Genomic DNA, 22,823 nt, shown 5'->3' with positions numbered 1-22,823 from the left:
AATCTGATAAAGGAGGGGAAGGGGGAGGCTACCTGAAAAGTTGTTTTTCACTTGGTATGCAACCGGCTGCGCCGCTTTTTGATTCCGGTTTCATGCCGGTGGTGTCGATATTTTTCGCCAAACCCGTTTTCAGGTAGCCTCAAACCTGGTGGGATGGCAGGCTACCTGAAAAAAACGCAGCGGCTTTTAGTTAGCTTGTTCGGCGTCTTCCCGCCAGCCGTTTCGGCGGATGAATTCCGCCAGCGTCATATCGGCGGCAGCGAGGGCGGGCGCCATAATCTGCTGTACGTTTTGGCCGATGAAATCGTGCTGGCCGGGCTGTTCGCCATACACAAACAGGCGGAATAAGTCGGCAATGCGGATGGCTTCGGGGCTGGTTTTCAGCATCCAGCCCTGCCGCAGGCTCTGCGCCACATAGCCTTTGCGGGCGAGGTGTTCCAAAAGGTCGCCCAGCTCGTCGTAGCCCAGGTTGATGTGGCGGCGGAAGTGCTGGGTTTTGATGCTTTTGCCGTGGGCTTGCGCCCGGGCAAGCAGGCTGAGGATGCCGAGCGCATCGTGGAAACGCGTGCCGTGGCGGCCTTGGCGGCGGAAAGCGTCGCCTTCCCAATAGGAAAGCGAGGCGGCCAAAAGCGCGCCGCTCAGAATGACAATCCAATTCAAATTGAGCCACAGCAGGAACATCGGCACGGCGGCAAATGTGCCATACACCAATTTATAGTTGTTGAAATTAGCCACATACACGCCGAAACCGCGCCGCAGCAGCTCGATCGACACTGCCGCCAGCGCCGCGCTCACCACCGCATGCCGCACCGGCACATAGCGCGCCGGCACCAGCTTATAGAGGAAGCACAACAGCACGCCCGTGGCCGTGAGCGCCACGCAAAACTGTACCACATTCGCCAGGAGTGGAAAGTGCAGGTAAAACAGCGTGCGCCGCCACACAATGCCCCACAGCGACATGCCCACGCCCACCAGCAGCGGCCCCAGGCTCAGCAGCGCCCAATACACCAGCACGCGGGTTACGATGCTGCGCGGGCGTTTCACCCGCCAGATTTGGTTGAACGTGCGCTCGATGGTGTGCACCAGCATCAGTGAAGTAATCATCATCAGCGCAATGCCGATGGCCGTGAGCTGGCTGGCTTGCTCGCGGAACTGGAAAATATAGTCGCCCACCGCCTCCACGCCCGCCGGCATCATGATTTCCGACACCAAATCATGAAACTGCCGCGAAAAATCCGCAAACACCGGAAACGCCGACACCACCACGATCACCACCGTAAACAGCGGCACCAGCGCCAGCAGCGTGGTAAACGTGAGGCTTCCCGCCACCTGCGGGATATTCACCTCGTAAAACCGCGCATAAAGGAAACGGGCAAACGCCAGGCGGCGCGAGCGGCGCAAAGGTTCGGGCAGCGAAAATTTAGGCAATAGGCGCATGATGGTGTTCGGGCCGGAAGAGGCTACCTGAAAGCTAAGTCTGGCAAAGCAAGGCCGAGTTACTGCGAAGCCAACAACACGGCAAGCCGCTTCAAACAGATTTTCAGGTAGCCTTCAAATGGTTCGGATAGATTTATTCTTATGCTTCAAAACAATGCGATCGAGTCAGACCAGCAGGCTTAACCCGCCGCCGTGCACATTGTAAAATAATGTTATCCAAAACTCAAAACCGCCGGATGGCGGCAGGAAACACATGAACATCACCGTATTGGCCGTGGGCAACAAAATGCCCGGCTGGGTAGACGAAGCCGTGAAAGAATATGCCAAACGCTTCGGCCGCGACATCAAATACACCCTCAAAGAAATCAAGCCCGAAAAACGCGGCGCCGGCATCAACGCCGCACAAGGCATGGCTGCCGAAGAAAAACGCCTGCTCGAAGCCATCCCCGCCGACGCCCTTTTGGTGGCGCTCGACGAGCGCGGCCTCGCCCCCACCTCGCAAGAGCTGGCAGGCTACCTGAAAAAATGGCAGCAGGAAGGCCGGCACATCTGCATGGTCATCGGCGGCGCAGACGGCCTCACCGAACGCATCAAACAGCAAGCCCACCTGCTGCTGCGCCTCTCCAGCCTCACCCTGCCGCACGGCATGGTGCGCGTGTTGCTCACCGAGCAGCTCTACCGCGCCGTTTCCATCCTGCACAACCATCCCTACCACCGCGAATAACCCAAGTCTCGGCACGGCAGTCGCGCAAAAAAAATCGCCCCGAAAACCGGGGCGCAAAAGGAACACAAACCACTACCAAAACTGGAGAATCCCGCCATTTGGCAGAACCCTGAAAACTGGATATCCAACCATTTCCCAAGGCATGTGGCCTTGCTGTGTTGAACGTGGACGAATCATACCGAAAACCGCGTTATTTAGCAAATGATAATTATTTGTATTATAGTATAAGTATGTAATTATTTGTTATATTTGTAAATATTATTTTGATCGGGCTGCCTGAAAACCAAGCCAATATCCGGTTGGCAGACGATTGGGCTTTTGCGGTAATATGCCGCCCGTTGCCAACATTATAAATCCGAACCCGCCATGAAACATTTGCGCCAAATCATCCTTGATACTGAAACCACAGGTTTTTACCATGATCGAGACGACCGCCTGATCGAATTCGCCGGCTTGGAAATGATCGATCGACGCCTTACCGGCAACTATCTGCACCTCTATGTCCACCCCGAGCGCGATATTCCCGAAGAAGCCGCCAAGGTGCACGGCATCACGTTGGAACAGCTTGAAGGCAAACCCAAGTTTGCTGAGGTGGGGCAACAGATTGCCGACTTCATCAGCGGCGCCGAGCTGGTAATCCACAATGCGCCCTTCGACGTGGGCTTTTTAAACGCCGAATTCCGCCGTGCCGGGCTGCCGAAGGTGGAAGAACTGACCGCCGGCGTGGTGGATACGCTGGCGATGGCGCGTGCCATGTATCCCGGCCAGAAAAATTCGCTGGATGCGCTCTGTGCCCGCTTGGAAGTGGACCGCAGCAAACGCGTGTTCCACGGCGCGCTGATCGACTGCGAGCTGTTGAGCGAGGTGTATTTGGGTATGACCCGCTCGCAGTTCAGCCTGGCCGACCAGTTTGCCGAAGAAGAAAGCGCCGATGGCGCGCCTGCCGCGGCCGCGGCCCCCGCCGAACGCCCGGCATACCTGAAAATCATCGCCGCCGATACCGCAGAAACCGCCGCCCACGAAGCCTATCTGGACGAGCTGGATAAAAAAGCCGAAGGCGGCAGCGTATGGCGGAAAGCACCGTGAGCCGCTATTTCGGCCTGGTACCGGCGGCGGGCGTGGGCAGCCGTTTCGGCGCCGCGCTGCCCAAGCAGTATGTGCCGATTGCCGGCCGCACCGTGCTTGAGCACAGCCTGCGGCGCCTGCTGGCCGAGCCGCAGATTTTTCAGGTAGCCGTGGTGTTGGCGCCGAGCGACGAATGGTTTGAACGGCACGTCAGGCTACCTGAAAACCTGGTGGCGCGGTTGATTGTGTTGCGCTGCGGCGGAGCAAGCCGTGCGCAAAGCGTGGCCAACGGCCTGAACGCGCTGCTGGCGCAGGGGTTGGCGCGGGAGGGCGACAAGATTCTAGTGCACGATGCCGCGCGCTGCTGCCTGCCGGCCGAAGCCTTGCAGCGGCTGCTGGCCGAAGCGGGCGCACACCCCGTGGGCGGCATCCTCGCGCTGCCCGCCGCCGACACGCTCAAACGCGACAACGGCAGCGGCTGCATTGCCGAAACCGTGAGCCGCAGCGGCCTGTGGCAGGCGCAAACGCCGCAGCTTTTCGCCGCCGGCCTGCTGCAACGCGCGCTGGCCGCTGCCGACCCCGCCGGAATCACCGACGAAGCCTCTGCCGTCGAGCGGCTCGGTTTGCAGCCCCTGCTGGTGCAGGGCGACAGCCGCAACCTGAAGCTCACTTGGCCGGCCGACGAACGGATTGCGCGGCTGTTGTTGCAGGATGAGGCCGGCTGAAAGCGCAGGCTTCAGAAAAGCTTAAAAACCAGTCCCCTGCGCCGATCCGAAGATTTTCAGGTAGCCTTCAAATGCGTTTGAGGCTACCTGAAAAAGTTTGTGTTACTTTTCAGGTAGCCTGTTATGCATTAGAGGCTACCTGAAAAATATCCAAGGCAATGAATACAATCCTGCCGCACGCTTGCGCGGATTGGCTATAATCGCCTTCACTTCGGTTCACCCCAACCTAAGGAGGATTTCCAATGAAAGTCAGCAGTTCCGCCATCCAAAACGGCGCCTTTGCCGACCGCTTCGGCAAACGCGGCAGCCAGTTCAGCCTGAACGGCATGCCCACCTATTCCATCCCGTTTGAAATCAGCGATGCGCCGCCCGGCACGCAGTCTTTCGCCGTGGTGTTGGAAGACAAAGACGCGGTTACCGCCAGCGGCTTTGTGTGGGTGCACTGGCTGATTGCCGACCTCACCCGCACTTCCGTGCCGGAAAACGACAGCCAAAGCGCCAAAGATTATGTGCAGGGCGCCAACAGCTGGGCCAGCGTGTTGGGCAAATTCGAGCCGGAAGAAGCCTCGGCTTACGGCGGTATGGCGCCGCCCAACTGCCGCCACCGCTACGAATTATTCGTGTATGCGCTCGACACCAAGCTCAACCTGCCGCAGGGCTTCCGCTACAACGACCTGCACTTCGCCATGCGCGGGCATATTTTGGCCGAAGCCTATCTGGTGGGCACTTATGATGTGTAGTTTGCCGGGCTGATTGGCTGGTAAAGGAAGAGGCTACCTGAAAATTTTCAGGTAGCCTTTTCTGTATCGACAAAGCCTTACTCCGCGCTTTCAAACCCTGTCACTTCCAGCCCGAAGCCGGTGAGGCCGGTGAGGGAGGAGGGTTGCCCGAGCACGCGCATTTTTTTCACGTTGAGGCTGGCGAGGATTTGGGCACCGATACCGTAGGTTTTGCTGTCCCATTTCCAGCTTTGGCTTGGGCCTTTGGGCAGGGTGCGGTCGAGCAGGGCGGCGCCGTCTTCGGTGCGGTGCAGCAGGATGGCGACACCGTGTTCGGCGGCTTGGATGCGTTCGAGCGCGCGGGGCAGCGGCCAGGAGTGGCGGGGGTTGGTTTGCAGGAAATCCATGGCGCTGAAGGGTTCGTGCACGCGAACGAGGGTTTCGGCTTCGGGGGTGGGGCTGCCTTTGACCAGGGCGAGGTGGGTTTCGCCGGAGAGTTTGTCTACATAAACGTATTGGCGGAAGTCGCCCCAGGGGGTGCGGATGGGGCTGCTGCCCATTTCTTCGAGCAGGGTTTCGGTGCGGCTGCGGTATTCGATAAGGTCGGTGATGGTACCGATTTTGAGGCCGTGCTGCCGGGCGAATTCGGTGAGCTCGGGCATGCGCGCCATGGTGCCGTCGTCGTTGATGATTTCGCAGATGACGGCGGCGGGGATAAGGCCGCACATTTGGGCAAGATCGACGCCGGCTTCGGTGTGGCCGGCGCGCACGAGCACGCCGCCTTTCTGGGCGCGCAGGGGGAAGATGTGGCCGGGCTGGACGATGTCTTCGGGCTGGGCGGTGGGGGAGACGGCAGTTTGGATGGTGAGGGCGCGGTCGGCAGCGGAAATGCCGGTGGAGATGCCATGGGCGGCTTCGATGGATACGGTGAAGTTGGTGCCGTATTGGGCGCCGTTTTGCTGGGTCATGAGGGGGAGCTTGAGTTTGTCCACCAGCTCTTCGGCCATGGGCAGACACACGAGGCCGCGGGCGTGTTTAATCATGAAGTTGATGGCTTCGGGGGTGACGAATTGGGCGGCCATGAGCAGGTCGCCTTCGTTTTCGCGGTCTTCGGCATCGGTGATGATGACCATTTTGCCGGCTTTGAGCTCGGCGAGGATTTCGGGGATGGTGGCGATGGGGGCAGGCATGATTTGCGGCTTTCTATTGATGGGAGAATGGGAAGGGCTGGGAACGGGGGCGCTGTGGTCGGCATCGAGCCAAAGGGCAGGCATACCGGCGGCCTGCTCGATTTTGCGGGCTTTGCGCTCGCCGAAAGCTTTGTTTTTTAACAGGGCGGAAAGTTCGCCTTGGTTGATCCCGGTGGCGGCCACGAAATCAACCTGCCGGCCTTGGTGCAGGCGGTTTATCCATTCGCGCAGGTTGCGGCGGCGCAGTTCGGCGGGGGAGGGCGAGGTGGTCATGGGGCAGATGGCGGCGGGTTGGGTTGGCGGAATGCTACGGGGCTTTGCGGGAAAAGTAAAGTTTATTTTCGCTTAATGGAATATTACTTTTTGGTGATGTTGGTACGCTTGGATTTTTCAGGTAGCCTTTGGCGCGGGTGAGGCTACCTGAAAATTAGGGCGGCATTGAGAATGGCATGCAAACAAAAGGGCTACCTGAAAACCGTTGCCGATCTCTAGCCGGTTTTCAGGTAGCCTCTGATTGGGTGGGCAGGGAACCGTTAAGCCTTACACCTTGCCGCCGCGGCTTCCACCGCCTGGGTGAGCTGTTGCGGGGAAACTTCACCCAGCAGCGTTTTGCGGAAGTTGCCGCAGTTCGGCGCGCGAACCACGGTAAAGGGCAGGGCGCCGGTGGGGTTGCCGAGGCCGCGCATCCAGGCCGTGCTGTCGGCGCCGGTGTAGCGCCACACGGGGTAGCGCACCGGCGTGCCCTGCAAGAAGCGGCTCACATCGGCGGGCTTGTCGAGCGCCACACCGGCCATGTCCACGCGCACACCGCGACGGCGGTTTTTTTCGGCGGCATACCATTGCGACAGCGCCGGCATCTCGCGCCGGCATGGCGCGCACCAAGTGGCCCACACGTTCACCACCTGAATCCGTTTCTGCGCTCCAGCATCGAGCGAAGCGGGGCGGTTGTCCGCATGGTTCACCAAATCTGCCGCATAGAGCGGGGCGGCCAAAAGCAGGGCGGCCAATCCAACATATTTTTTCAAAACAGATTTCCAAATTGTGAAAACGAGGGCGTTTATTGTACGATAGCAACCTGCAATCTCCAAACGAGCCTGCCATGAGCGAAACCGTTTTGCTGTACCACAACCCGCACTGTTCCAAATCCCGCGCCGCGCTCGCCTGGCTGCAACAGCAGCCCGGAATCGCCGTGCAAACCGTGGATTACCGCGCCAACCCGCCTTCCGAGGCCGATTTGCGCAAGCTGCTGCACCAGCTCGGCACGGATGACGTGCGCCGCATCATGCGCACTGCCGACGCTGCCTACGCCGAGCTGGGGCTGGATAAAACCGGCCTGAGCCAAGGCGAGCTGATTGCCGCGCTGCACCGGCATCCCGCATTGTTGCAGCGCCCCATCGCGGTGTACCGACAGCGCGCCGCCATCGGCCGTCCTTTGGAAAACATCATCGCACTGTTTGACTAAGCGAGCCTGCCATGCTGCCCTTTTTCCGCGCTTCCCTGTTGCGCCAGATCTGGCGGGGCATCAAGCTCTGCCTGTTTCTGCTGCTGGCGCAGGCTGCGTGGTGCACTTGGCTGGTGTACCGCTACAGCACGCGCACGGCCGGGCAGCAGGCGGATGCGGCGGTGGTGTTGGGCGCGGCGGCATGGGGCAAGAACCCTTCGCCCGTGTTCCGCGAGCGCATCAACCACGGCATCACGCTCTACCGCAACGGATTGGTGCGCAAGCTGATTTTCACCGGCGGCACACCCAAGCCGGGCTATATGACCGAAGCCGAAGTGGGGCGGCGCTACGCGCGCGCGCGCGGCGTGCCGGGCAAGGATATTTTGCTGGAAACCACTTCGCGTGATACGCAGCAGAATTTGGAAAATACCAAAATTTTGCTATACAACAACGGTTTGGAAAACATCATCATCATCAGCGACCCCTACCATCTCGCCCGCGCCGCCGCCGTGGCCGATTACGTGGGGCTGGACTATCAAACCGAGCCCACGCCCAGCAGCCGCTACAGCGGGCGCAACGGCGCGAAGTTTATGGCCACGGAAGTGTTGTCGCTGATGGCTTTTCAGTGGTGGCGCGTGGGCGAAACCGCGCTGGCATACGGTCGGGATAATTTGTCGTTTATGCGCGAGGGGGCGGTGCGGTAGGCTGATTGCCCCGCCCGGTTGATTATTGTTACTCCGCTGGAGTTTTTCAGGTAGCCTCTATGTATCTGTTATTCAAACTGCTGCATATTTTCTTTATTATTTCGTGGTTTGCCGGTCTTTTTTATCTGCCGCGCATTTATGTGAACCTGGCTGCCGTGCCGCCGAACAGCACGGAATACCGCCAGCTTTTGGGCATGGCGCAGCGCCTGTTCAAATTCATGACGCCGCTGGGCATCGGTGCGGTCTTGTTCGGGCTGCTGATTCCGTTTTTCACCGGCTGGTGGGGGCAGGGCTGGGTGCACACCAAAATCACGCTGGCAGTGATCCTGCTGGGCTATCATTTCTATTGCTACCGCCTGCTGCTTGATTTCAAAGAGCGGCGCAACCGCTATTCGCACCGCTGGTATCGTGTGTTTAACGAGATTCCGGTGCTGGTAATGGCGGCGGCGCTGTATTTGGTGGTGTATAAGCCGTTTTGATGGGTTTTCAGGTAGCCTCAATGGATGGGAGGCTACCTGAAAAACGATGGCGCATTTTTCAGGTAGCCTTTGATGTTTCAAACGGGCTGGCCGATTACGCCGCGCCCACAGCTTTCAGCAGCTCCTGCGCCGCCAAAATCCCCAGCTTGTTGCCGGCCAGTGGGCTGTCGCCGGTGAGCAGTTTGCGGTCTTGGTGGACTTGGCCGCTGATGCCTTGGTTCATCACTTTCATGCCCAGTTGCTCCAAGCGGGCGGCGAGAAGCCAGGGCAGTTTGCCGGGCATATAGCCGATGTCGATGTTGGCGCCTTCGTCCAGCGCGTCGGGGAAGACGCAGAGTTCGTAGCCTTTGAAGGGGAAGTCGGCATCGGCGCGGTCAAGCGCGGCGGCGGCAAGGGCGGCGGGGCCGTGGCACAGGGTGATGACGAAACGGTCGTTGGCCAATGCCCAATCTAAGAGGCGTTTGATTTCGCGGCTTTCGGGGATTTTGTTGAACGCGCCGTGTCCGCCGGGAATCAGTACGGCGATGTAGGGGGAGTCGGGCGCGGTTGCGGCGTCGATGATGTCGGCGAGTTTGGCGGGTTTGTCGAGTTTGGGCAGGTATTCTTGGTAGATTTCGGCAACGGCTTGGTCTTCCTGCGGCATGGCCCACATTTCGAATTTGGCGTGGTTGCCGGACAAAGTGGCGACGTCGATTTCAAAACCGGCTTTGTGGATGTGCAGCATGGGCAGCAGGGTTTCGACAGGGTGGTTGCCGGTGGAGAACCATTTGCCGTTCTGCATTTGCAGGTAGCGTTCGTCGGTGGCGACCATCAGGACTTTGTGTTTGCCGCCGGTGTAGGCTTTTGCGAATTTTACGCCGTCGAAGTCGGTTTTCGGGGCGGTGTATTGCGACAGGGAGTATTCGGAGGGGAAGAACGCGTTGTGTTCGGCGCGGTCGGGGACGGGGGTTTTGGAGAGTTCGGTCATCGTTATTCCTTGATAGATGTAGTTAAAAAAATCCTGCGGGTGCAGGCTGCCTGAAAATGGGCAGACACAGAATGGGGGCGGCAGGCGGGCTTTTCAAGAAAAACGGATGCAGGGCTGAGAATAGGCTACCTGAAAATTCTTGGCGGCACGGAAGCGGTTTTTTTCAGGCAGCCTGAAACCGCTTGGCAGGCACGCCTGCGGCCGGCGTTCCGTTTGGCTTGCTGTCGCATTGGGGAAACGGATATTCAGCTATAATCCCGTTCCCGTTCCAACCAGCATTGAGGAAAAAAAATGGCTCTGCAACCCGTACCCCTGGAAAAGTTCTACCGCCTGCTCAACCACGGCCCCACCGTGATGGTGTCCGCCAAACACGGCGGCGTGGAAAACGTCATGTCCGCCGCGTGGTCGTGCGTGCTGGATTTTTATCCCAACCCCAAAGTAACCGTCGTGTTGGACAAAGCCGCCTACACGCGCGGATTGGTGGAAGGCAGCGGCTATTTCGCCCTGCAAGTGCCGTTTGCCAATCAGGCGGCAACCGTTATCGCCATGGGGCAGAGCCGCAAGGACAACCCGAACAAGCTCGCCGACAACGGCGTGGAACTATTCTATTTTGACGACGCGGATATTCCGCTGGTCAAAGGCTGCTCCGCCTATATTTTGTGCAAACTCATCCCCGAGCCGCACAACCAGCAGACGCACGATTTGTTTATCGGCCAAGTCATCGCCGCCTACGCCGACGACCGCGTGTTCCGCAACGGACATTGGGAATTTGACGAAGTGGGCGACGAATTGAAAAACCTGCACTATGTGGCGGGCGGGCAGTTTTACATCACGGGCAAGGGCGTGAACGTGAAAAGCGATTTGCCGTTCTAACGGCCCGAAGCATACGAAAACGGCTTGAAACCAGATGGGGCGGTTTCAGGCCGTTTTTTGTGGTGGCGGGGTTTCAGGCTGCCTTTTGATTATTCTTCCGACGGCGGCCGTCCGAAATATCGTTTATATTCCCGTGAAAACTGTGATGCGCTTTCATAGCCGACTTGGTGGGCGATGGCGGCGAGGGTGAGGTTCAGGCTTTTGGTTTTGATGAGGCGTTGGGCTTCGGTCAGGCGCAGTTGTTTTTGGTATTGCAGGGGGCTGATGCCGGTGAGGTGGCGAAAGTGGTGGTAGAAGCCGGAGAGGCTCATGCCGCAGAGGTCGGCGAGCTGCTGCACGCTGAGGGTATCGGCGAAGTGGGTTTTCAGGTAGCCGATGGCGCGGCTGATTTGCATGAGGTGGCCGCCGAGGCGGATGATTTGCCTGATTCTCTCGCCTTGTTCGCCGATTAAAAGCCGGTAGTAGATTTCTTTTTGAATCAGCGGGGCGAGGATGGGAATATCGTTTGGATTTTCCAGCAAATCGAGCAGGCGGATATAGGCGCCGATAAGGGCGTCGGACGGGGTGCCGACGGTTAATGCGCCGCTGTCGCGGGTGTCTTCGCGCACGACGCCCATTTCCTGCATGACGTTGAGCAAAAGCTCGCAGTTGAGGTTGAGTTTGATGCCGAGGTTCGGGCAGTCTGCGCTGCCGCTCAACACGTCGGCAATCAGCGGCAAATCCACCGAATAGCAGGCGAGTTGCCCGTTGCCGTAGCGGTATTGGTGTTCGCCGAGGCGCACGCTTTTTTCGCCTTGCAAAATCAGGCAGATGCTGGGTTCTTGCAGGTAGCTGATGTCGGCGGCTGGGCTGTCCGTGCGGTAGAGGGTCAAATCGGCGATGGGGGTTTGCCAATCGATCTCTTGGGGCAGAAGGTCTAACGTCTTTTGGGTGAGCTGTTTTAGGTTTGCGTTCATCGTTTTACATTCAATATTGTCGGTATTTGTATAATCAGGCAAGCATTTTGGAGAATCGTGTTACCGCTTTTGGTTTGCCTGATTCTATAATTATCCTGTTTTTCAACCATGAAGCAAGAGGATAATGATGGCACAGAAATTTTTTATCACCGGCGCGTCCGGCGGTTTGGGTTTGGAACTGGTGAAAACCGTGCTGAACGCGGGGCATACGGTGGTCGCGGCGGTGCGCAAGCCCGAGGCGTTGGCGGCTTTGCAAGACGAGTTCGGCAGCCGCCTGATTGCGGAAAAACTGGATGTAACCGATTTGGGCAGCCTGCACGCCGTCGCTGCGAAGCATCAGGACATTGACGTGTTAATCAACAACGCCGGCGGCGCGATTTTGGGCGCGATGGAAGAGCTGACCGACGCGCAGGTGCAGCAGCAACTGGATTTGAACCTGATCGCGCCGATTCATTTGACCCGCGCCTTTTTGCCCGCTCTTCGCGCCAAAAAATCCGGCGTGATTGTGTTCATCACCAGCATCGGCGGGCGCGTCGGCTTTGCGTCGGGCGTGATGTACCACGCGGCGAAGTTCGGACTGGAAGGCTTTGCCGAAGCGCTTGCGCAGGAAATCAAGGATTTCGGCATTAAAACCGTGATCGTCGAGCCGGGTTCGATGAAAACCAATTTTGTCAGCAATTTGAACTGGACGGCGGAAAGCGACGCCTATCAAGGCACGACTGTCGCCCAAATGCGCGCCTACATCGCCGAACACGGCGAAGCCAATATTTCCGGCGACCCCGAAAAAATCGCGGCGGCGATTTACGAGTTGACCCAACAGGAAAGCCCGCGCCTGCGCACCGCTTTGGGCAGCGACACTTACGCCACGTTGGAACAGGCGTATGCCAAGCAGTTGGAAGATTTACGCGCGCAAGAAGGTTTGGCGGTGTCCGTGGCATTTGAAGGCAAAGCCGGGTTTATGCCCAACAGTTGATAAAAACGTTTGAAAAAACGACCGCACTTTTTGTGTCAATAAAAAGGTCGTCTGAAAACTCTTTTCAGACGACCTCGAACGGAAAATAACGGCTTAAACCGCAGCCGCCGCTTCGGCAATCAAATCGGCAACGGCTTGCGCTTGGGAAGCCAAAGAGGCATGGCTGGCTTCAAGTTCGATGACTTTTTTCGCATTCAAACGCGCCGCCATCATTTTTTGGTTTGCCGGATGAATCATACGGTCTTGCAGGGAAATCTGATACCAGCTCGGTTTCACTTTCCACGCGGGAGCCGTCACGGTGTCGCCGAAGGTGCTGCCGACCGGGGCTTTTTGCGTTACCGCCAAGACATAAGCGGTTTCTTCGTCCAAATCCTGACAGAAACTTTCGCGGTATTTGTCTTGGGCGACCCAAAGGTAGCCGTCGCTGTCGGGTTGGATGTTGCCGAAGGCTTCGGGCGGATTGGCTTGGCTGATGGCGCCTGCGCTTTCGCCTGCGTCAGGAGCGAAGGCGGCGATATAGACCAGGCCTTTTACGTTCGGCAAATCGCCCATTTCGGTGATCACTTTGCCGCCGTAGGAATGACCGACCAGCAACACGTCGCCGTCGATCTGTTTCACCATTTTGCGGGTACGCTCCGCGTCGTCGGCAAGGGATGTGAGCGGGTTTTCAACGGCGTGGATGTCGTGAAAGCCTTTGGCACGCAAAAGCGGAATCACTTTCGCCCAATGCGCCGCGCCGCCCCAAAAGCCGTGTACCAATACGATGGCAGGTTTATTCATGTTTGCTCCTAACTGATTGAATGTGTGCAAAATTGCATAGATAAAACGAAGCGGCATTATCACAGAAAAGCAGGACGAAGCGTAGCGGTTTTTTGTAACTTTATTTTTTGGCGCAAATCGGAATCTCGGTGAAACCGAGGTCGTCTGAACGCGGTCTCCCTGTTTCAGACGACATTTATTCACAACACAAGGAAACTTTATGCAACATCTCGACAAAATCTACATCAACGGCGAATTCGTCACCCCGCACGGCACGGAAGTGTTAGACCTCATCAATCCCGTCACCGGCGAAAAAGCTGCCGACGTGCGCCTTGCCGACGAAGTGGACACACAAAACGCCATCGCCGCCGCGCAGGCCGCTTTTCAAACCTTCCGCTACACCGGCAAAGAAGAGCGCATCGGCTACCTGAACAAGATGCACGAAATCCTGAAACGCCGCCGCGACGAGCTGGTGGAGGTGATGATGGACGAATACGGTTGCCCGCTGTATTTCTCCAGCCTCTTGATTGACGGCGCGGTGCAGGATTTCAAAAACATGGCGGAACTGATGAAAACCTACGATTTGGAACCCATCGTCGGCCGCTCCAAAGTGCGCCTCGAACCCGTCGGCGTGGTCGGCGTCATCATCCCGTGGAATTCCAGCAACGGCTTTATCGCCACCAAAGTCTCCGCCGCCATCGCCGCCGGCTGCACCGTCGTCATTAAACCGAGCGAACTGTCCGCACGCCAAACCCAAGTCATGATGGAATGCTTCCACGAAGCGGGCCTGCCCAAAGGCGTGGTGAACTTCGTGCCGGGCAAAGGCACCGTGGTCGGCGCGGAAATCACCCGCAACCCGGGCATCAACAAAATCACCTTCACCGGCTCGACCGGCGTCGGCAAAACCATCGCCAAAGGCGCGGTTGACACCATGAAACGCGTTACCCTCGAACTGGGCGGCAAAGCGCCGAACATCGTACTGGATGACGCCGATTTTGAAACCGTCATCCCGCAAGCCCTGTTCGCCTGCTACATCAACAGCGGCCAGGCCTGCGTCGCCGCCACCCGCCTGCTCGTACCAGCCCACCGCCTGAACGAAGTGAACGACATCGCCCGCAAAGCCCTCGCCGAAAGCGTCAAAGTCGGCCTGCCGCAAGACCCGACCACCACCATCGGCCCGATGGTCAGCGAAGGCCACTACCACAACGTGCAAAACTACATCCGCATCGGTATCGAAGAAGACAAGGCCGAACTTTTGGCGGGCGGCCTCGGCAAACCCGAAGGACGGGAAGCGGGCAACTTCGTCAAAGCCACCGTCTTCACCAACGTGGACAACCGCATGCGCATCGCCCAGGAAGAAATCTTCGGCCCCGTCTTGTGCATCATCCCCTACAAAGACGTGGACGACGCCATCCGCATCGCCAACGACAGCCCGTTCGGCCTGGCGGCGTATGTGAACGGCAAAGACCGCGCCACCATCGACTACATCGCCAGCCGAATCGACGCAGGCAGAATCTGCATCAACGGCGACTTCCACGACGACATGACCCCCTTCGGCGGCTTCAAACAATCCGGCTACGGCCGCGAATTCGGCGCGTATGGACTGGATGCGTATTTAGAACCGAAGGCGGTGATCGGCTAAAAAGCGCGTGAAAAGTGCGGTCGGTTTTTTGAGGTGTTTTTAAGGGTAGATAAACGCTTGAGATGTTGACCGCACTTCCCCAAAATAAAAATGCCGTCTGATTTCAGACGGCATGATTTTTAATACGCACTGGCCCGATTTTCTTCGCGCCATTTCTTTTCGCCTTCCGTGTTCGGCATCGGCGGTTTGAAGCCGTTGACCGTCCAGAGTTCGATTGGGGTTTCGCCGATATGCAGTTCCCAACGGTAGTTTCGGTCTTCGATGTAGGGTTTCAAAATCCGTGAGCAAGCCGCCAAGAATTTTTGTTGGGTTTCTGCGTCTTTGATCGAGCGGGCGATGTGGTTAATCGTCACGCGCACGAAGTCGGTGGTCGGTTCGCCGCCGATGTAAAGTTGCTTGTCGTTCAACGGGTGGAACAGCACGTTTACATAAAAACGCGGCAGGAAACCGGCGTATAAATCGGTGATTTTGGTCGCCATTTCGGCTTTGTCTTGGTCGCTGAATGCGTTTTCAGGGTGATAAATTTTCCACATTGGCATGATGTTTTCCTTCTTTTTGCTTAATTGGATTGATAACGTGCTGCCGGTGCGCCGGTTTGGGTTAGGGCTTGCATCAGTTGTCCGCGTGCGCCTTCAAATTGCTGCCATTTTTCGATTTCGTGCAAGTTCGGGTAGCATACGGTTTCGCCTTGGTCGAGTGCGGCAAGGGCGGTGTCCACCAGTGTTTCCGCGCTCATAAATAATTGTTCGGGGAATGGGGACGGTTTGTCGCCGAAAAATTCGGATTTCACCGGTCCGGGCATCACCACTTGGGCGAACGCGCCTTGCGGTTCAAGTTCGGCGTGTAAGGCTCGGGTAAAATTCAACACATAGGCTTTGGATGCGCTGTACGCGCCTGCACCGGCGGACGGGTACATCGCCACAATCGAGCCGATGTTCACGATTTTGCCCTGTTTTTCTGCGCTGAAACGTTTTGCCGCCGCCAATGAAAGGCGGGACAACGCCTGCACGTTCACTTTAATCATATTGTCCATTTCCGCCCAGCTCACGTTGCCCACAAAGCCCAACGCGCCCAAGCCTGCACAGTTCACCAACACATTCAGTTGCGGCAGGGTTTCCACTAATTGCGCGGTGCTGCTTTGACCGTCTTCCGCAGCCAAGTCAGCGGCGTGGATTTGCACATTTATGCCGTAAGCGGCTTGCAATTTATCCGCCAACGCTTGTAAACGGTCAAGACGGCGTGCCACCAATACCAAGTTGTAGCCGCGTTGTGCCAAACGGTCTGCGTACACTGCGCCGATACCTGAAGAGGCGCCGGTGATAAGTGCGGTTTGTTGATTGTTCATCATTTGTTTCCTTCTATTGTTTAAAACGGGTTATCGGTTGAAAGTGACGCCATTGTAACTTCAATAATTAGAGTTGTAAACTCTTATGATTAGAGTTTTGAGAATTTTTTTGTTAAAATAGCACCCAAGCAATCCAAACAAAGGAAAAAATCGAATGAAATCAAATGATTTTGATAATATCGTCTGCCCGATTGCCGATGTACTCGGCGTGATGGGCGACAAATGGGCAGGGCTGATTTTGCGCGATTTAATGTTAGGTGTGAGCCGATACAGCGATTTCAGCGAAAGCAGCAACATCACCCACGCCACTTTAAGCAGCCGTTTAAAACAGTTGGAACAGCACGGCTTAATCGAGAAACAGCAATACCAAACCAGCCCCGCGCGCTATGAATACCATCTCACCGAACAGGGTAAGGATTTGGCGTTGGTGATGGTGGCATTGGCGCAAGTGGGCAGTAAATGGAATTTATCCGGCTGGGAAAAAGTGCCGCTGCGCTTCGTCCGCAAAAGCAACGGCAACCCCCTGCGCCTAGCTTTATTGGACAGCACTTCCGGCGAATGGGTGGGGTTTGATGATGTGGCAGTAGAAAAGGATAAGGTGGAAAAGGATGTGGCGAAGTAGAGGGCGGTTTGCAAATTGTCTTTAAAATTTGACTGGTTGGGGGTGTGCTTGCCAGCCCACCGTTTACATTTTATGGCGGGTTAGCAAACCCACCCTATGGTTGGAATAAAAAAGGTCGTCTGAAAACTAAAATCCGTTTTCAGACGACCTTCAAGCCATTAAAACTGCTATCTCTGTTACTCCCAAAATCTTAAAATCTGTTTTATAGTAAATTAAATTTAAACCGTTAGCGTTGCCTCTCCTTGCCATACTTTTTAAATGTAATCCGCTATATTTTAGGAGAATTCCAATGAGATTAATCTTACCCACCCCCGTTGCTGCTTATTTTGCCGCTGCCGATTTGCAAGCCATCGCCGACTGCTTCACCGCAAACGCCGTGGTTTACGATGAAAACCGCGAACATCGTGGCCACGCCGCCATCCGGGACTGGCACGCCGCATCTGCCGCCGCCGTGCAGGTGGTCAATACCCCCATTGCCGCCACAACCCACGGTAACCAGACCGTCGTCACCGCCGAAGTCAGCGGCAACTTCCCGGGCAGCCCGATCAAGTTGCAATTTGTCTTTACCATTTCAGGTAGCCTGATCGAACGGCTGGAAATCAGCGGATAAAACCCGCCCGGCAACCTTGCCAAATCACGGCGAATGGACGGCATCACGTCCATTCACCGGTTTTTTAATAAAAGGACAAACAAATGAATCCCTACACCGTAATTACCGGCGCCAGTGGCGGCATTGGCGAAGCCGCCGCACGCCTCTTCGCCGCGAAAGGCAAAAACCTGATACTCGTTGCCCGTCGCGAACAGCAACTCAACGAAATAAAAAACAGCATTGCGGCAGCATTCCCCCATATCGACATCATCATCAAGCCCTTTGATTTAAGCGACATTGAGCGACTGCCCGAACTCTACCAAAGCATCGCGCAATACCCGCTGGAAACCTGGATTAACAACGCCGGCTTCGGCATTCTCGAAACCGTCAAAGAACACGATATCAACCGCGTATTAAGCATGATCCGCCTGAACGTGGAAGCCCTGACCGTGCTGTCCATCCTCTTTGTCAAAGACCATGCGGATAAAGCGGGCGCGCAGCTCATCAACATCTCCTCGGGCGCGGGCTACAACCTCGCCCCGCTTGCCACCAGCTATTGCGCCAGCAAATACTACGTCAGCGCTTTTAGCGAAGGCCTTGCGCACGAAATGAAAATGACCGGCGCCAAACTGCGCGTCAAAGTCCTCGCCCCCGCCTCCACCAAAACCGATTTCGCCAAAACCGCCATGCAGGATGACAACATTACCTACGGCGAAGACAGCCTCTATTTCAACAAATACAACACCGCCGAAGAAATGGCCGGATTCCTGTATCAACTGTATGACAGCGACAAAACCGTGGGACTGGTCAATCACGAAACCTTCACCCTGAACCTGCTTGAGCCGCAATTTAATCATCTCTATCCGCAAGACTGAGGAAAAGCCACGAACCTGCCCGCTGCCGTGCGAACAGTCAATACTTCGATTGCGTTCCAGTTCGATTTCATGTGATAAAATCAACTGATTAGGCAACCCTGTATTCAAGGCTGAATAAGGCTGTCTGAAAAGAAAAACAAGGAGGAAAACAGATGAAAATCGTTATTTTCGGCGCGACCGGCATGGTCGGACAGGCGGCATTGAAGCAGGCGCTGCTTTCAGACGACGTTGAGGAAGTATTGGTGGTCGGACGAAACGCCCTGACCGAACAGCCCAAACTCAAGCAAATGGTTTTAACAAACCTTGCCGCCCCCGACGCCCTCGCCCAAATCCAAGGCTACGATGCCTGTTTTTTCTGCATCGGCGCCACTTCAAGCGGCATGAGCGAAGACGAATACCACCGCTTTACCTACGATTTCACGCTTGCCATTGCCCAAAATTTGTGCAAACACAATCCTGCCATGCACTTTATCTACATTTCCGGCGCAGGCGCGGACAGCAGCGAAAGCGGCAAAACCATGTGGGCGCGGGTGCGCGGTAAAACCGAAAACGCCTTGGCCAAGCTGCCGTTTAAAGCCGTCAACAATTTCCGCCCTATGTTCATCCAACCCGTTGGCGTCGAATCCAAAACCGCCTCCTACCGCTGGATGTACCGCCTGATGACCCCGTTTTTCCCGCTTATCCGCGCTCTGAGCAAAGGTGCGCTTACCAGCATTGAACTCGGCAACGCCATGCTCAATGCGGTACGCACGGGTGAGACGCGCAAAGTCGTCGAGGCGGAGGAAATCCGCAAGCTTGCCAATGCCAGCCTACAGAACTTCTAACAAATTGGGCATCCAATATTGCCAGTTCCTATTTTTATTTATAACACAATGTAGTTATTTTAAATAATTGAAGATTTCAGTGATTTTTATTATTTTATTTGGGCTTTAAGTTTGAAAAAGCAAACCGGCCATGTAAGGCCGGTTTGCTATATCCAAACGATCTCCTGCCTAATCACAGGCTCCACACATAATTGAGCCATTCGTTGTCCTGCTCGGCACCGAGGCGGGCGTAGAAGCGCTGGCCGCCTTCGTTCCACGGGGCAACCGTCCATTTGATTTGCACGCAGTTGTGTTTTTGCGCTTCTTCTTTGAGCGCGAGCATCAGCTGCTCACCGATTTTTTGGCCGCGGTAGGCCTCGTCCACATACAGCTCTTTGATGTATACGGCGGGGCGGTTGTGCAGGGTGTAGGGCAGGAAGTAGTACACAATCATACCGGCCAGCTTGTCGCCGTCGGCGGCCACGAAGCTGTAGAAATCGGGCGGGTTTTTGCGGAAGCCGCTGTTTACCACCACTTCCGGCGTGATGGCGAAGGCGTCGATGTATTTTTCAAACACGGCCAGCCCCCTCATCAGCTCCCACAGCTGCTGGGCGTCGCTTTCCACGGCTTTGCGGATCACAATACTCATGTTTTGCTCCTATGCGGTTAAACGGAAAATCCGAGCGTAAATATACGCCGCTGTATGGCAAAAGGCTACCTGAAAACGTTTGGTAGGATGTGTGGCGCAGCCACGCACGCGGATGCGGAGTTTCAAACAACGCGTGCGTGCGTTCCGCACACTCCCTGCGCATGCTTGGAAGGCTACCTAAAAAATATGGGTAAGCGGGGATGGGGCTTCAATGCCTGGGTTGCAGGCGGCGGAGTGTGCTTAGCGGCGCGGTGCGGCGCAAACGGAGTGGTTTAGGCCATCGAACGCTTTGCATTCCGTGTAGCCGCCTGATCGGCATTGGTTTAGGGCGTCATGTTTTGCATCTATCAGATGCTGTCCTTCGCCGAAGAAATAGTAGGTGTCGCCGTGCGCATCTTTACCGCCGGCCGTGAGCAGGCATCGGTTTTGCGTAACGATTGCGCGACAATTGCGCCCGCCTTGCTGCCGGCAGCGCTCTAGGGCTTTTTGCCTTGCCTCGCTTGCGGTGTAGCCCGTTTGGGTGGCGAAAACGCGGTTGGGTGCAGCGGCCAAGGCGGCAAAGTTGAGTGGCGGGAGGTTTGAAAAGTCCAAGCCCGGTATTTTGCCGCTGTCACTGTCGTAGCCGCCGCCACGGGAGTTATTAATGCACGAAGGGTTGCCGTACACTTGCGTGCAATATCCTGCGTGTTGCATTTGCCGCTGGTGTTCTCGGAGGTTTGCGGCGGTGTCCGCCGCTGCAAACTGGCTGGCGGTTAAGCAACCGAAGGCCAGCAGCGCGGGCAAAATGATTTTTTTCATGGGTTCCCTTTTTGAATCATGGTAAAAACGGCAGGTCGGAGAGGCGGCCGAAGGAAGCGGAGTTTCTGCGAAGCTAACTAAAAGTTTCGGTGGTGCGGTAGGATGTGTGGCGCAGCCACGCCCGCGGGGATAGGGGGTTTCAAGCAACGCGTGCGTGCGTTCCGCACACACACTACTCATGCCGCGGCTAACCCAATCTACGCAGGCTGACATTTTTTCAGGTAGCCTTTAGACGGGTTGAGGCTACCTGAAAAACCAAATCGGCCGGTTTGCAGGGCGCTCCATCAAAACGCTTGCGCTGTTCCGTGCTATTGCGGCAGCGGGCTGAACAGCGGGTTGAAGCTTGACATCGCCAGCGCCTGCGCGTAATCGGGCACGGGTGCGCTTTCCGGCAAGACATCGTGCAGCAGGCGGATGTGTTCCACCCGGCATTCGGCCATCAGGTCGAGGAAGTTCTGCACCACGCCGTCCACCGTATCGGCGGGCGAGAGCTGCCAGCGGAAGATTTGCGGCACCAGGCCGTAGCTGCTGTCGGCGGCGCTGAAGCTGAAGGCGATCTGCCCGCCCTCAAGCGCGGCCACCGCCACGCCCACACGCGGGCTTTGCAGGCGCACGGCGCGGATGGCGTTGGCGGCGAACACGTCCAGCGCCATGCGCTGCCGCATTTGGCTGCCGCTGACGATGGCGGAGAGCGGCGCGGCAGGGTCGAGCGGGTTGGCAAACAGGGTGAGGCCGGGCGCGGCCAGCCGCTCCTGCCAATACTGCATCAGCGGCAGCGCGGCCAGCCGCTCCTGCCAATACTGCATCAGCGGCAGCGCGGCCTGGCCGAGCTTGCCGGAGGCCTCGGGCGCGCCGTAGCCCAAGGCATACACCACGTGCACGCTCTGGCCGGCTGGGATAGCGATTTCAGCTGCACCGGCGTGTGCGGCGGCAAAGGCTTTGGCGGCGGTGCGGCTCTGTTTGGCGGCAAACCACTGCTCCAGCTTGACTTGGCTGATTTGTTCGGCGGTAAACAGTGCGGGCAGCCACATGGTGTGCATCAGATGGCGGGTGGTTTCAAACCCGGCCAGCTTGGCATTGAGCGCGGCGGTATCGAGGGAGGCGGGCAGGGAAACGGCTTGGTTGCAGCCGGCCACCAGCACCACGGGCAGGGCAATCCAGCCACATTCTTCGGCAGTTTTCGGCTGCAACACCTGCTCCATCGCCTGCCACAGGGCGCGGTAGGTGGCATCGCTCGGCGCCATGCTCAGTGCCACAGAGAGAGAGGTGAGGTGGCGCGTTTGTAGCATTTGAAAAATCAGGCTGTACAGGGTGTCGCGCGAGAGGGTGGATTGGGCGCGGGAACGGCCGGCGGCCAGGGCTTCGGCGTGCAGCAGCAGCTCGTTTTTCACCGGTTCGGCGGGGTAGGGACGGGGATCGGGGAGGAGGCGGAAGTTCATAATGATGGTGATGGGCTAAGGTTGGGATGGGAGCGGTGCTGCAACATGTGCATGATGAGACGGATGAGGGTGTCTTTTTGCACGGGTGCGGATTCGGCCACCAACAGGGTGAGCGCGGCCAAGCCGGTATCGTTGATGACGGCGCGGCCACTTGCATCGAACAGGCGGCGGTTTTGGTGTAGGAAATCAACAAACAGGAAGGCGCCGCTGCGTTTGTTGCCATCGGCAAAGGGATGGTTTTTCACGATAAAGTAGAGCAGGTGGGCGGCTTTGCTTTCGATGCTGGGGTAGGCAGGTGAGCCGAATACGCTTTGCGCGAGATTGCCGAGAATGGCAGCTAGTCCGTCTTCGCGTTCGCGGGCAAACAGATCGCTGGCTTCGCCACGGGCGATGAGTTCGGCTTTGAGCTGGTTCAGGGAGCGGCGCGCGGCTTCGGGCGTGGGCAGGCTGCCGCCGTTTTCGCCTGCCGGCTCTTGCAGCAGGCCTTCGTCGTATTGTTGCAGCCAGAGGAAGGTGTGGGTGTAGCGGCTGACGATGTTGACTAGGCCGCGACCGGCTTCCAGTGTGAGGGCGGGCGAGGCGGCAGTGGTTTGAATCAGCTGCAGGGCGTGTGCAAGCTCATCGGCATTTTGCTGAAGGCGTTGTTGGTTGAGCGCGTAGCCTTTGAGCAGGTAGTCTTTCAGGCGGGCGGTGGCCCAGCGGCGGAAGGCGATGCCTTGTGCTGATTTAATGCGGTAGCCTACGGAAATGATGGTTTCCAGGTCGTAGAAGGTAACGGGGCGGTCGGCGGAAGCAATATGCATTTTTTGCATATTGCTTTTTTCGCTAATTTCTCCTTCGGCTATGGCATTGTTTATATGGCGGGAAATAACGGATTGGTTACGCCCGAACAGGGCAACCATCTGCGCTTGCGACAGCCATACGGTGTCGGTATCGAAGCGGACTTCCACTTGGGTTTGCCCGTCTGCGCTTTGGTAGATTTCGATGGGGTTGTTCATGTGTTTGATGTGGTGGTTGGATGAGGCTACCTGAAAAATTTGGCTTCACTA

At 57.0% G+C, this 22,823-nt stretch carries 26 protein-coding genes; 14 read left to right on the top strand and 12 right to left on the bottom strand.

The window, feature by feature from the left end:
- Positions 1 to 186 precede the first annotated feature (186 nt).
- Positions 187 to 1,437 carry a YihY family inner membrane protein gene (locus tag H9Q10_RS07980; protein ID WP_197903425.1) on the bottom strand — a complete coding sequence of 417 codons (1,251 nt, stop codon included), beginning with the start codon at positions 1,435 to 1,437 and terminating at the stop codon, positions 187 to 189.
- A gap of 253 nt (positions 1,438 to 1,690) precedes the next feature.
- On the opposite strand from H9Q10_RS07980, the gene rlmH reads away from it, so the two are divergent.
- The 4 genes from rlmH (at position 1,691) to H9Q10_RS07960 (ending at position 4,691) form a co-directional block, all read left to right on the top strand.
- Positions 1,691 to 2,161: a 23S rRNA (pseudouridine(1915)-N(3))-methyltransferase RlmH gene (gene rlmH / locus H9Q10_RS07975; protein WP_197903424.1), complete on the top strand. Its 471-nt coding sequence runs from the start codon at positions 1,691 to 1,693 to the stop codon at positions 2,159 to 2,161.
- Between the two features lie 366 nt (positions 2,162 to 2,527).
- Entirely contained in the window at positions 2,528 to 3,247 is a 720-nt protein-coding gene (dnaQ, locus tag H9Q10_RS07970) for a DNA polymerase III subunit epsilon (protein ID WP_197903423.1), read from the top strand.
- Positions 3,229 to 3,951, top strand: a complete 723-nt coding sequence (ispD, locus tag H9Q10_RS07965) for a 2-C-methyl-D-erythritol 4-phosphate cytidylyltransferase (protein ID WP_197903422.1) — start codon at positions 3,229 to 3,231, stop codon at positions 3,949 to 3,951. The genes dnaQ and ispD overlap by 19 nt, the downstream gene beginning before the upstream one ends.
- Before the next feature lie 242 nt (positions 3,952 to 4,193).
- Positions 4,194 to 4,691 carry a YbhB/YbcL family Raf kinase inhibitor-like protein gene (locus H9Q10_RS07960; RefSeq protein ID WP_197903421.1) on the top strand — a complete coding sequence of 166 codons (498 nt, stop codon included), beginning with the start codon at positions 4,194 to 4,196 and terminating at the stop codon, positions 4,689 to 4,691.
- 77 nt (positions 4,692 to 4,768) lie between these two features.
- Here H9Q10_RS07960 and ribBA read toward each other — a convergent pair whose 3' ends face one another.
- Together ribBA and H9Q10_RS07950 are read right to left on the bottom strand one after the other, a co-directional pair.
- Positions 4,769 to 6,133, bottom strand: coding sequence for a bifunctional 3,4-dihydroxy-2-butanone-4-phosphate synthase/GTP cyclohydrolase II (gene ribBA, locus H9Q10_RS07955; RefSeq protein WP_197903420.1), 1,365 nt, complete (start codon positions 6,131 to 6,133; stop codon positions 4,769 to 4,771).
- Between the two features lie 260 nt (positions 6,134 to 6,393).
- A complete protein-coding gene (locus H9Q10_RS07950) occupies positions 6,394 to 6,885 on the bottom strand; it encodes a TlpA family protein disulfide reductase (protein WP_197903419.1) in 492 nt (163 codons plus the stop codon).
- Positions 6,886 to 6,959: 74 nt separating this feature from the next.
- On the opposite strand from H9Q10_RS07950, the gene arsC reads away from it, so the two are divergent.
- Genes arsC through H9Q10_RS07935 form a run of 3 tightly spaced genes read left to right on the top strand, consistent with a single transcriptional unit; the run spans position 6,960 to position 8,484 of the window.
- Complete coding sequence (gene arsC, locus H9Q10_RS07945; RefSeq protein ID WP_197903418.1) at positions 6,960 to 7,322, top strand: arsenate reductase (glutaredoxin); 363 nt, start codon at positions 6,960 to 6,962, stop codon at positions 7,320 to 7,322.
- 11 nt (positions 7,323 to 7,333) lie between these two features.
- Positions 7,334 to 8,005 carry a YdcF family protein gene (locus tag H9Q10_RS07940; RefSeq protein ID WP_197903417.1) on the top strand — a complete coding sequence of 224 codons (672 nt, stop codon included), beginning with the start codon at positions 7,334 to 7,336 and terminating at the stop codon, positions 8,003 to 8,005.
- A gap of 59 nt (positions 8,006 to 8,064) precedes the next feature.
- Positions 8,065 to 8,484, top strand: coding sequence for a CopD family protein (locus tag H9Q10_RS07935; RefSeq protein WP_197903416.1), 420 nt, complete (start codon positions 8,065 to 8,067; stop codon positions 8,482 to 8,484).
- Positions 8,485 to 8,578: 94 nt separating this feature from the next.
- Here H9Q10_RS07935 and hchA read toward each other — a convergent pair whose 3' ends face one another.
- Entirely contained in the window at positions 8,579 to 9,451 is an 873-nt protein-coding gene (gene hchA / locus H9Q10_RS07930; protein ID WP_197903415.1) for a glyoxalase III HchA, read from the bottom strand.
- A 291-nt stretch (positions 9,452 to 9,742) separates the two neighbouring features.
- On the opposite strand from hchA, the gene H9Q10_RS07925 reads away from it, so the two are divergent.
- The gene (locus H9Q10_RS07925; protein ID WP_197903414.1) at positions 9,743 to 10,324 is read left to right on the top strand and encodes a flavin reductase family protein; all 582 of its coding nucleotides are present in this window, start codon (positions 9,743 to 9,745) and stop codon (positions 10,322 to 10,324) included.
- An 89-nt stretch (positions 10,325 to 10,413) separates the two neighbouring features.
- Here H9Q10_RS07925 and H9Q10_RS07920 read toward each other — a convergent pair whose 3' ends face one another.
- Complete coding sequence (locus tag H9Q10_RS07920) at positions 10,414 to 11,280, bottom strand: AraC family transcriptional regulator (protein WP_197903413.1); 867 nt, start codon at positions 11,278 to 11,280, stop codon at positions 10,414 to 10,416.
- A 124-nt stretch (positions 11,281 to 11,404) separates the two neighbouring features.
- On the opposite strand from H9Q10_RS07920, the gene H9Q10_RS07915 reads away from it, so the two are divergent.
- Positions 11,405 to 12,253 carry an SDR family NAD(P)-dependent oxidoreductase gene (locus H9Q10_RS07915; protein ID WP_197903412.1) on the top strand — a complete coding sequence of 283 codons (849 nt, stop codon included), beginning with the start codon at positions 11,405 to 11,407 and terminating at the stop codon, positions 12,251 to 12,253.
- Between the two features lie 93 nt (positions 12,254 to 12,346).
- Here H9Q10_RS07915 and H9Q10_RS07910 read toward each other — a convergent pair whose 3' ends face one another.
- Positions 12,347 to 13,033: an alpha/beta hydrolase gene (locus H9Q10_RS07910; protein WP_197903411.1), complete on the bottom strand. Its 687-nt coding sequence runs from the start codon at positions 13,031 to 13,033 to the stop codon at positions 12,347 to 12,349.
- Positions 13,034 to 13,232: 199 nt separating this feature from the next.
- On the opposite strand from H9Q10_RS07910, the gene H9Q10_RS07905 reads away from it, so the two are divergent.
- Positions 13,233 to 14,654, top strand: a complete 1,422-nt coding sequence (locus H9Q10_RS07905) for an aldehyde dehydrogenase family protein (RefSeq protein WP_197903410.1) — start codon at positions 13,233 to 13,235, stop codon at positions 14,652 to 14,654.
- A gap of 119 nt (positions 14,655 to 14,773) precedes the next feature.
- On the opposite strand, the gene H9Q10_RS07900 is transcribed toward H9Q10_RS07905, so the two are convergent.
- Complete coding sequence (locus tag H9Q10_RS07900; protein ID WP_238480172.1) at positions 14,774 to 15,193, bottom strand: tautomerase family protein; 420 nt, start codon at positions 15,191 to 15,193, stop codon at positions 14,774 to 14,776.
- Positions 15,194 to 15,213: 20 nt separating this feature from the next.
- Positions 15,214 to 16,002, bottom strand: a complete 789-nt coding sequence (locus H9Q10_RS07895) for an SDR family NAD(P)-dependent oxidoreductase (protein WP_238480171.1) — start codon at positions 16,000 to 16,002, stop codon at positions 15,214 to 15,216.
- A 151-nt stretch (positions 16,003 to 16,153) separates the two neighbouring features.
- On the opposite strand from H9Q10_RS07895, the gene H9Q10_RS07890 reads away from it, so the two are divergent.
- From H9Q10_RS07890 to H9Q10_RS07875, 4 genes are all read left to right on the top strand, one after another.
- Positions 16,154 to 16,621 carry a winged helix-turn-helix transcriptional regulator gene (locus tag H9Q10_RS07890; RefSeq protein WP_197903409.1) on the top strand — a complete coding sequence of 156 codons (468 nt, stop codon included), beginning with the start codon at positions 16,154 to 16,156 and terminating at the stop codon, positions 16,619 to 16,621.
- A 289-nt stretch (positions 16,622 to 16,910) separates the two neighbouring features.
- Positions 16,911 to 17,231, top strand: coding sequence for a nuclear transport factor 2 family protein (locus tag H9Q10_RS07885; RefSeq protein WP_197903408.1), 321 nt, complete (start codon positions 16,911 to 16,913; stop codon positions 17,229 to 17,231).
- A gap of 83 nt (positions 17,232 to 17,314) precedes the next feature.
- Entirely contained in the window at positions 17,315 to 18,085 is a 771-nt protein-coding gene (locus H9Q10_RS07880; RefSeq protein ID WP_197903407.1) for an SDR family NAD(P)-dependent oxidoreductase, read from the top strand.
- Positions 18,086 to 18,237: 152 nt separating this feature from the next.
- Positions 18,238 to 18,909 (top strand): NAD(P)H-binding protein, encoded by a 672-nt coding sequence (locus tag H9Q10_RS07875; RefSeq protein ID WP_197903406.1) that lies wholly within the window; start codon positions 18,238 to 18,240, stop codon positions 18,907 to 18,909.
- Positions 18,910 to 19,081: 172 nt separating this feature from the next.
- Here H9Q10_RS07875 and H9Q10_RS07870 read toward each other — a convergent pair whose 3' ends face one another.
- From H9Q10_RS07870 to H9Q10_RS07855, 4 genes are all read right to left on the bottom strand, one after another.
- On the bottom strand, positions 19,082 to 19,537 hold the full coding sequence (locus tag H9Q10_RS07870; protein WP_197903405.1) for a GNAT family N-acetyltransferase: 456 nt from the start codon (positions 19,535 to 19,537) through the stop codon (positions 19,082 to 19,084).
- Positions 19,538 to 19,777: 240 nt separating this feature from the next.
- Positions 19,778 to 20,335 (bottom strand): DUF4189 domain-containing protein, encoded by a 558-nt coding sequence (locus tag H9Q10_RS07865; protein ID WP_197903404.1) that lies wholly within the window; start codon positions 20,333 to 20,335, stop codon positions 19,778 to 19,780.
- Positions 20,336 to 20,643: 308 nt separating this feature from the next.
- Positions 20,644 to 21,774, bottom strand: a complete 1,131-nt coding sequence (locus tag H9Q10_RS07860; protein WP_197903403.1) for a conjugal transfer protein — start codon at positions 21,772 to 21,774, stop codon at positions 20,644 to 20,646.
- A complete protein-coding gene (locus H9Q10_RS07855; protein ID WP_197903402.1) occupies positions 21,771 to 22,772 on the bottom strand; it encodes a virulence RhuM family protein/type II toxin-antitoxin system death-on-curing family toxin in 1,002 nt (333 codons plus the stop codon). The genes H9Q10_RS07860 and H9Q10_RS07855 overlap by 4 nt, the downstream gene beginning before the upstream one ends.
- Positions 22,773 to 22,823 lie beyond the last annotated feature (51 nt).

This window comes from Eikenella glucosivorans (assembly GCF_016025525.2).
In the GTDB taxonomy this organism is placed as follows: Bacteria; Pseudomonadota; Gammaproteobacteria; order Burkholderiales; family Neisseriaceae; genus Eikenella; species Eikenella glucosivorans.
This window is presented reverse-complemented; position numbering and strand designations above follow the sequence as displayed.

Excerpts from the sequence above, each read along its gene's own strand:
- H9Q10_RS07855 (WP_197903402.1), bottom strand. The coding sequence starts at position 22,772 with ATGAACAACCCCATCGAAATCTACCAAAGCGCAGACGGGCAAACCCAA.
- rlmH (WP_197903424.1), top strand. The coding sequence starts at position 1,691 with ATGAACATCACCGTATTGGCCGTGGGCAACAAAATGCCCGGCTGGGTA.
- dnaQ (WP_197903423.1), top strand. The coding sequence starts at position 2,528 with ATGAAACATTTGCGCCAAATCATCCTTGATACTGAAACCACAGGTTTT.
- H9Q10_RS07900 (WP_238480172.1), bottom strand. The coding sequence starts at position 15,193 with ATGCCAATGTGGAAAATTTATCACCCTGAAAACGCATTCAGCGACCAA.
- H9Q10_RS07860 (WP_197903403.1), bottom strand. The coding sequence starts at position 21,774 with ATGAACTTCCGCCTCCTCCCCGATCCCCGTCCCTACCCCGCCGAACCG.
- H9Q10_RS07890 (WP_197903409.1), top strand. The coding sequence starts at position 16,154 with ATGAAATCAAATGATTTTGATAATATCGTCTGCCCGATTGCCGATGTA.
- H9Q10_RS07875 (WP_197903406.1), top strand. The coding sequence starts at position 18,238 with ATGAAAATCGTTATTTTCGGCGCGACCGGCATGGTCGGACAGGCGGCA.
- H9Q10_RS07910 (WP_197903411.1), bottom strand. The coding sequence starts at position 13,033 with ATGAATAAACCTGCCATCGTATTGGTACACGGCTTTTGGGGCGGCGCG.
- H9Q10_RS07870 (WP_197903405.1), bottom strand. The coding sequence starts at position 19,537 with ATGAGTATTGTGATCCGCAAAGCCGTGGAAAGCGACGCCCAGCAGCTG.
- H9Q10_RS07885 (WP_197903408.1), top strand. The coding sequence starts at position 16,911 with ATGAGATTAATCTTACCCACCCCCGTTGCTGCTTATTTTGCCGCTGCC.
- H9Q10_RS07895 (WP_238480171.1), bottom strand. The coding sequence starts at position 16,002 with ATGATGAACAATCAACAAACCGCACTTATCACCGGCGCCTCTTCAGGT.
- H9Q10_RS07940 (WP_197903417.1), top strand. The coding sequence starts at position 7,334 with ATGCTGCCCTTTTTCCGCGCTTCCCTGTTGCGCCAGATCTGGCGGGGC.
- ispD (WP_197903422.1), top strand. The coding sequence starts at position 3,229 with ATGGCGGAAAGCACCGTGAGCCGCTATTTCGGCCTGGTACCGGCGGCG.
- H9Q10_RS07905 (WP_197903410.1), top strand. The coding sequence starts at position 13,233 with ATGCAACATCTCGACAAAATCTACATCAACGGCGAATTCGTCACCCCG.
- H9Q10_RS07865 (WP_197903404.1), bottom strand. The coding sequence starts at position 20,335 with ATGAAAAAAATCATTTTGCCCGCGCTGCTGGCCTTCGGTTGCTTAACC.
- H9Q10_RS07980 (WP_197903425.1), bottom strand. The coding sequence starts at position 1,437 with ATGCGCCTATTGCCTAAATTTTCGCTGCCCGAACCTTTGCGCCGCTCG.
- H9Q10_RS07915 (WP_197903412.1), top strand. The coding sequence starts at position 11,405 with ATGATGGCACAGAAATTTTTTATCACCGGCGCGTCCGGCGGTTTGGGT.
- H9Q10_RS07920 (WP_197903413.1), bottom strand. The coding sequence starts at position 11,280 with ATGAACGCAAACCTAAAACAGCTCACCCAAAAGACGTTAGACCTTCTG.
- hchA (WP_197903415.1), bottom strand. The coding sequence starts at position 9,451 with ATGACCGAACTCTCCAAAACCCCCGTCCCCGACCGCGCCGAACACAAC.
- ribBA (WP_197903420.1), bottom strand. The coding sequence starts at position 6,133 with ATGACCACCTCGCCCTCCCCCGCCGAACTGCGCCGCCGCAACCTGCGC.
- arsC (WP_197903418.1), top strand. The coding sequence starts at position 6,960 with ATGAGCGAAACCGTTTTGCTGTACCACAACCCGCACTGTTCCAAATCC.
- H9Q10_RS07960 (WP_197903421.1), top strand. The coding sequence starts at position 4,194 with ATGAAAGTCAGCAGTTCCGCCATCCAAAACGGCGCCTTTGCCGACCGC.
- H9Q10_RS07935 (WP_197903416.1), top strand. The coding sequence starts at position 8,065 with ATGTATCTGTTATTCAAACTGCTGCATATTTTCTTTATTATTTCGTGG.
- H9Q10_RS07925 (WP_197903414.1), top strand. The coding sequence starts at position 9,743 with ATGGCTCTGCAACCCGTACCCCTGGAAAAGTTCTACCGCCTGCTCAAC.
- H9Q10_RS07880 (WP_197903407.1), top strand. The coding sequence starts at position 17,315 with ATGAATCCCTACACCGTAATTACCGGCGCCAGTGGCGGCATTGGCGAA.